The organism is Deltaproteobacteria bacterium (assembly GCA_016234845.1).
Lineage (GTDB): Bacteria > Desulfobacterota > Deferrimicrobia > Deferrimicrobiales > Deferrimicrobiaceae > JACRNP01.
In genome coordinates this window covers 1-6,088 of record JACRNP010000070.1, presented here as the reverse complement: position 1 = coordinate 6,088, position 6,088 = coordinate 1, and the positions used below count along the sequence as shown (strand labels likewise).

7 protein-coding genes are annotated in these 6,088 nt (G+C 67.6%); all 7 read left to right on the top strand.

Going from position 1 to position 6,088, the window contains the following annotated elements:
- The coding region (gene ilvC / locus HZB86_05615; GenBank protein ID MBI5905010.1) for a ketol-acid reductoisomerase at window positions 1–982 on the top strand (982 nt) is incomplete at its 5' end.
- The gene (locus HZB86_05610; protein MBI5905009.1) at window positions 979–1,632 is read left to right on the top strand and encodes a phosphatidylserine decarboxylase family protein; all 654 of its coding nucleotides are present in this window, start codon (window positions 979–981) and stop codon (window positions 1,630–1,632) included. The genes ilvC and HZB86_05610, both read left to right, overlap by 4 nt.
- Before the next feature lie 29 nt (window positions 1,633–1,661).
- Window positions 1,662–2,426, top strand: coding sequence for a CDP-diacylglycerol--serine O-phosphatidyltransferase (gene pssA, locus HZB86_05605; protein ID MBI5905008.1), 765 nt, complete (start codon window positions 1,662–1,664; stop codon window positions 2,424–2,426).
- Complete coding sequence (leuC, locus tag HZB86_05600; protein ID MBI5905007.1) at window positions 2,392–3,654, top strand: 3-isopropylmalate dehydratase large subunit; 1,263 nt, start codon at window positions 2,392–2,394, stop codon at window positions 3,652–3,654. The genes pssA and leuC overlap by 35 nt, the downstream gene beginning before the upstream one ends.
- Window positions 3,651–4,148, top strand: a complete 498-nt coding sequence (leuD, locus tag HZB86_05595; protein ID MBI5905006.1) for a 3-isopropylmalate dehydratase small subunit — start codon at window positions 3,651–3,653, stop codon at window positions 4,146–4,148. Before leuC ends, leuD begins: the two co-directional genes overlap by 4 nt.
- Window positions 4,148–5,254, top strand: a complete 1,107-nt coding sequence (leuB, locus tag HZB86_05590) for a 3-isopropylmalate dehydrogenase (GenBank protein ID MBI5905005.1) — start codon at window positions 4,148–4,150, stop codon at window positions 5,252–5,254. The genes leuD and leuB overlap by 1 nt, the downstream gene beginning before the upstream one ends.
- Window positions 5,251–6,088: aspartate-semialdehyde dehydrogenase (locus HZB86_05585; protein ID MBI5905004.1), on the top strand; the 838-nt coding region annotated here is incomplete at its 3' end. The genes leuB and HZB86_05585, both read left to right, overlap by 4 nt.

The following is a 6,088-nucleotide window of genomic DNA, read 5'->3' as shown; positions in this document are numbered from 1 at the left end:
GCTGCTCAAGGGGAAGACGATCGCCATCCTGGGGTACGGCAGCCAGGGGCACGCCCACGCCAACAACCTGAAGGAGAGCGGGTTCAAGGTCATCGTCGGCGAGCTGCCCGGCGGGGGGAACGAGAAGAAGGCGAAGGAGGCCAAGTTCGAGGTCGGGGACGCCGCGACGGCGGTCAAGAAGGCCGACGTCGTCGTGATGCTCCTGCCCGACGAGCTCCAGGGGGACATCTACCGGGAATCGGTCGGCCCGAACCTGCGCAAGGGCGCGTACCTGATGTTCGCCCACGGGTTCAACATCCATTTCGGCCAGATCGTGCCGCGGCCCGACGTGAACGTCTTCATGGTCGCCCCGAAGGGGCCCGGCCACCTGGTCCGGGCGCAGTACGTGAAGGGCGAGGGGGTCCCGGCCCTGATCGCGGTCCACCAGGACCCGTCGGGGAACACCCGCGACGTGGCGCTGGCGTACGCGGCCGGGATCGGCGCGGCCCGCGCGGGAGTCCTCGAGACGTCGTTCCGCGAGGAGACCGAGACCGACCTGTTCGGCGAGCAGGCGGTGCTGTGCGGGGGGCTGACGGCCCTCATCCTCGCGGGGTACGAGACGCTGGTCGAGGCGGGATATTCGCCGGAGATGGCGTACTTCGAGTGCCTGCACGAGGTGAAGCTGATCGTGGACCTCGTCTACGAGGGCGGCATCTCCACCATGCGGTACTCCATCAGCAACACGGCGCAGTACGGGGACCTGACGCGCGGCCCGCGGATCGTGAACGACGACACCAAGCGGGAGATGAAGAAGATCTTAGGCGAGATCCAGGACGGGTCGTTCGCGAAGGAGTGGATGCTCGAGAACCGCGCGAACCGTCCGGTGTTCAACGCCCTCACGCGCCGCGGCCAGGACCACCCGATCGAAGAGGTCGGGCGGAAGCTTCGGGCGCTGATGCCGTGGCTGTCGAAGGGGCGCCTCGTCGACAAGACGAAGAATTGACGGGGAGTTCCGCCCCGATGTTCGCGCCGGAGGGGTGGCCCTTCATCCTCGGGGGAGCGGCGTTCACGGCGGCCGTCGGACTGCTGGGGCCCCGGTGGATCCCGCTTACGGCGCTGGGGCTGATCTTCACCCTGTTCTCCCTCTGGTTCTTCCGGAACCCGGTCCGCACGCCTCCGGCGGGGACGGGGCAGATCGTCTCCCCGGCGGACGGAAAGGTCATCTATTCGGGGGAGACTCCGGCGGGGATGTATTCCCCGGTGGGCGGCAGGAAGGTCAGCATCTTCATGTCGCCGATGGACGTCCACGTGAACCGCGCCCCCGTGTCGGGGAAGGTGGCGGCCGTCCGGTACAATAAAGGGAAGTTCCACGTGGCGAGCGTCGACAAGGCGTCGCTTTCGAACGAGCAGAACGGGGTGACGATCGAGACGCCGGAGGGGCGGAAGGTGACCTACGTGCAGATCGCCGGCATGGTCGCCCGCCGGATCGTCTGCGACGTGAAGGAGGGGGATCCCGTGCGACAGGGGCAGCGGGTCGGGATGATCCGGTTCGGTTCCCGCGTCGACCTGTATCTTCCGGGGGACGCGAGGATCCAGGTGAAGCCGGGGGACCGCGTCCGCGCCGGCGAATCGGTGATCGGGGTGTTCCCGTGAGGCGCCGGGAGTGGCGGGACGGGGACGGCTTGCGGCGAGGGGTGTACGTCCTGCCGAACCTCATCACCTCGGGGTCGCTCTTCGCCGGCTTCTACTCCATTGCCTCCACCTACACCGGGAACTTCGAGAAGGCGGCGATGGCGATCGTGGCGGGGGTGATCTTAGACGGGCTCGACGGCCGCGTGGCGCGGATGACGCGGACGACCACCAAGTTCGGCGTCGAGTACGACTCGCTCGCCGACCTCGTCTCCTTCGGCGTGGCCCCGGCGTTCCTCGTCTACGGGTGGGCGCTCTCCGCGTTCGGCCGATGGGGTTGGCTGGCGGCGTTCCTCTACCTGATCTGCGGGGCGCTTCGGCTGGCGCGGTTCAACGTCCAGATCAACTCGGTGGAGAAGGGGAAGTTCAACGGGTTGCCGATCCCGGCGGCGGCCACGTTCGTCGCGTCGATGATCCTCCTCTTCTACTACCTCGGGGGGTCCGGGAGCTTCAAGCATTTCGCCGTGCTGCTGACGATCTACGTGCTCGCGTTCCTGATGGTCAGCACGGTCAAGTTCAACTCCTTCAAGGACCTGGAGCCGTTCCGCCGCCGGCCGTTCAACACCCTGGTGGTGTTCGTCTTCCTGGCGCTGCTGCTGGCGGCGGAGCCGCAGGTGATGATCTTCGTCCTCACCTCGGCGTACATCGTCTCGGGGCCCGTCGGGGAGGTGGTGGCGATGTTCCGGAAGCGGGGAAAGTCGGAGGAAAGCGAGAAGACGATCCATGGGGATGACGCTCACAGAGAAAATCCTCGCTAAGCACGCGGGGAAGGCATCCGTCGCGCCGGGGGAGCTGATCCTGGCGAAGGTCGACCTGGCGCTGGGGAACGACGTGACCAGCCCGATCGCCATCCAGGCGTTCCGGTCCACGGGGGCGAAGGCGGTCTTCGACCGGGAGCGGATCGCGCTGGTGCCCGACCACTTCGCGCCGAACAAGGACATCAAGAGCGCCGAGCAGGTCAAGATGATGCGCGATTTCTCGAAGGAGTTCGGGATCGCGCACTGGTACGAGGTCGGGCGGATGGGGATCGAGCACGTGCTCCTGCCCGACCTGGGGCTCGTGGTCCCCGGGGACCTGGTGATCGGCGCGGACAGCCACACGTGCACCTACGGGGCGCTGTGCGCCTTCTCCACCGGTGTCGGGAGCACCGACCTGGCCGCGGCGATGGCGTCCGGCGAGGTGTGGCTCAAGGTCCCCGAGTCGATCCGGATCGTCCTCACGGGGAAGCCGGGGAAGTGGGTCGAGGGGAAGGACGTGATCCTCCACCTGATCGGCGAGATCGGCGTCGACGGCGCCCTCTATCGGGCGATGGAGTTCGCGGGGGACGGCCTTGCGCACCTGCCGATGGCGTGGCGCTTCACGATCACCAACATGGCGATCGAGGCGGGGGCGAAAAACGGCATCTTCCCGTTCGACGGGATCACGAAGGCGTACTCCGACGCGCGGCCGAGGAGCAAATACGAGGTCGTGACCGCCGACCGGGACGCAAGGTACGCGGAGGAGCTATCCGTCGACATGTCCGCGCTCGAGCCGGTCGTGGCGTTCCCGCACCTGCCGGAGAACACGCGCCCCCTGTCGAAGGTGGGGAACGTGCCGGTGGACCAGGTCGTGGTGGGGTCGTGCACGAACGGCCGGATCGAGGACCTGCGCAGGGCCGCCGAGGTGATCCGGGGGCGCAAGGTGCACGACGGAGTGCGGATGCTGATCTTCCCCGCCACCCAGGAAATCTACCTGCAGGCGATGCGGGAAGGATTGATGGAGACGTTCGTCACGGCGGGGGCGGCCTTTTCCACCCCCACGTGCGGACCGTGCCTGGGCGGGCACATGGGGATCCTCGCCAAGGGGGAGCGCGCGATCGCGACGACCAACCGCAACTTCGTGGGGCGCATGGGACACCCCGAGAGCGAGGTGTACCTCGCCAACCCCGCGGTGGCCGCGGCGTCCGCGGTGCTGGGGCGGATCGGCGGGCCGGAGGAGCTCCCATGATCCTTTCGGGAAAGGCGTGGAAGTACGGGGACGACGTCGACACGGACGTCATCATCCCCGCGCGGTACCTGAACAGCTCCGACCCGGCGGAGCTGGCGCGGCACTGCATGGAGGACATCGACGCGTCGTACGCCGGAAAGGTGTCCCCGGGCGACTTCATCGTCGCGGGGAAGAATTTCGGGTGCGGCTCCTCGCGCGAGCACGCCCCGATCTCCATCAAGGCGTCGGGCGCCTCGGCGGTCGTCGCCCGGTCGTTCGCGCGGATCTTCTACCGGAACGCCTTCAACATGGGGCTGCCGATCTTCGAGGCGCCGGAGGCGGTCGACGCGATCGAGACGGGGGACCGGATCTCCGTGGACATGGAGAAGGGGATCCTGCGGAACGAGACGAAGGGGAAGGAGTTCCGGTTCTCCCCGATCCCCCCCTTCATGCAGGAGCTGGTCGCCGCCGGGGGCCTGCTGAACTACATCAAGACCCGGAAGAAGGGGAGCTGATGGCCGCGAAGAAGATCTGCGTGTTCCCGGGCGACGGGATCGGCCCGGAGGTCGTGCGGGAGGGGCTTGCCGTCCTGCGGACCCTCGAGGAGATCGCCGGGAGGAAGATGTTCGAGACGCAGGAGGAGCTGCTGGGCGGCTCCTCGTACGACGTGCACGGGGTCCCGATGGCCCCGAACGCCCTGGCGCTGGCGAAGGCGTCCGACGCGGTGCTGCTGGGAGCGGTGGGCGGCCCGAAATGGGACGTCCTCCCGTTCGCCGTCCGTCCCGAGCGGGCGCTCCTGGGCTTAAGGAAGGAGCTGGGGCTGTTCGCCAACCTGCGCCCCGCGGTGGTCTTCGCGCCCCTCCTCGACGCCTCCCCGCTGCGGCGGGAGCTGGTCGAGGGGATCGACCTCATGGTGGTGCGCGAATTGACCGGCGGGATCTACTTCGGCGAGCCGCGGGGCGTGTCCATGGTCAACGGGGTGGAGACCGGGATCAACACGGAAGTGTACACGCGCCCGGAGATCGAGCGGGTGGCCCGGGTCGCCTTCGAACTGGCGCGCAAGCGCACCCGGAAGGTCATGTCGGTGGACAAGTCGAACGTCCTGGAGGCGACCGAGCTGTGGCGCAAGGTCGTCTCCGAGGTGGGGGCGAAGGAGTACCCGGACGTCGCGCTCTCCCACATGCTCGTGGACAACTGCGCGATGCAGCTCATCCGCAACCCGCGCCAGTTCGACGTCATCGTGACCACGAACCTGTTCGGCGACATCCTGACCGACGAGGCGTCGATGATCACCGGCTCGATCGGGATGCTCCCCTCCGCGTCGCTCGGCGGCAAGGTGGGGCTGTTCGAGCCGATCCACGGCAGCGCGCCCGACATCGCGGGGAAGGGGGTCGCCAACCCGCTGGCCACGATACTTTCCGTCGGGATGATGCTAAAATATTCGTTTGACATGCCCGGGGAGGCCGCCTGGATCGAGGGCGCGGTCACACGGGTCCTCGCCGACGGATTCCGGACCGGGGACATCTTCCGCGAAGGCGAGGGGAAGAAGGTCGGCACGACCGAGATGGGCGAGCGGGTCCGGGACGCCGTCCGGAAATTGTCCAAAGGGGTGACGCGATGAGCGGCAAGCGGTTCAACGTGGCCGTCGCCGGTGCGACCGGGGCGGTGGGTGAGGTGTTCCTGCAGATCCTCGCGGAGCGGAAATTCCCGATCAAGAACCTCCGGCTCCTCGCATCCGAGCGGTCGGTGGGGAAGAAGCTCAAGTTCGCCGGACAGGAGTTCCCCGTGGAGCTTCTCTCCAAGGACGCCTTCCAGGGGATCGACATCGCCCTGTTCTCGGCGGGCGCGTCGCGGAGCAAGGAGTTCGCCCCGGCGGCGTGGGCGGCCGGCGCCGTGGTGGTCGACAACTCCTCCGCGTTCCGGATGGAGCCGGACATCCCGCTGGTGGTGCCGGAGATCAACCCGGAAGCGATCGGGATGTACACGAAGCGCGGGATCATCGCCAACCCGAACTGCACGACGATCATCTCGATCATGCCGCTCAAGCCGCTGCACGACTTCGGCACGCTGACGCGGGTCGTGGCGTCCTCATACCAGGCCACCTCGGGGGCCGGCGCCAAGGCGATGGCGGAGCTGATCGCGCAGACGAAGGCGTTTGCGAAGGGCGAGTCGCTGGAGGTGGCGGCGTTCAAGCACCAGATCGCCTTCAACGTCATCCCGCACATCGACGCCTTCCTGGAGAACGGCTACACCAAGGAAGAGATGAAGATGACCAACGAGGGGCGCAAGATCATGGGGATCCCCGACTTGCGCGTCACCTGCACCACGGTGCGCGTGCCGGTCCTGACCGCCCACTCGATCTCGATCAACGCGCAGTTCGCGAGGAAGATCACGCGGGAGAAGGCGCGGGAGCTGATCGCGAACTTCCCCGGGTGCCAGGTGATGGACGACCCGG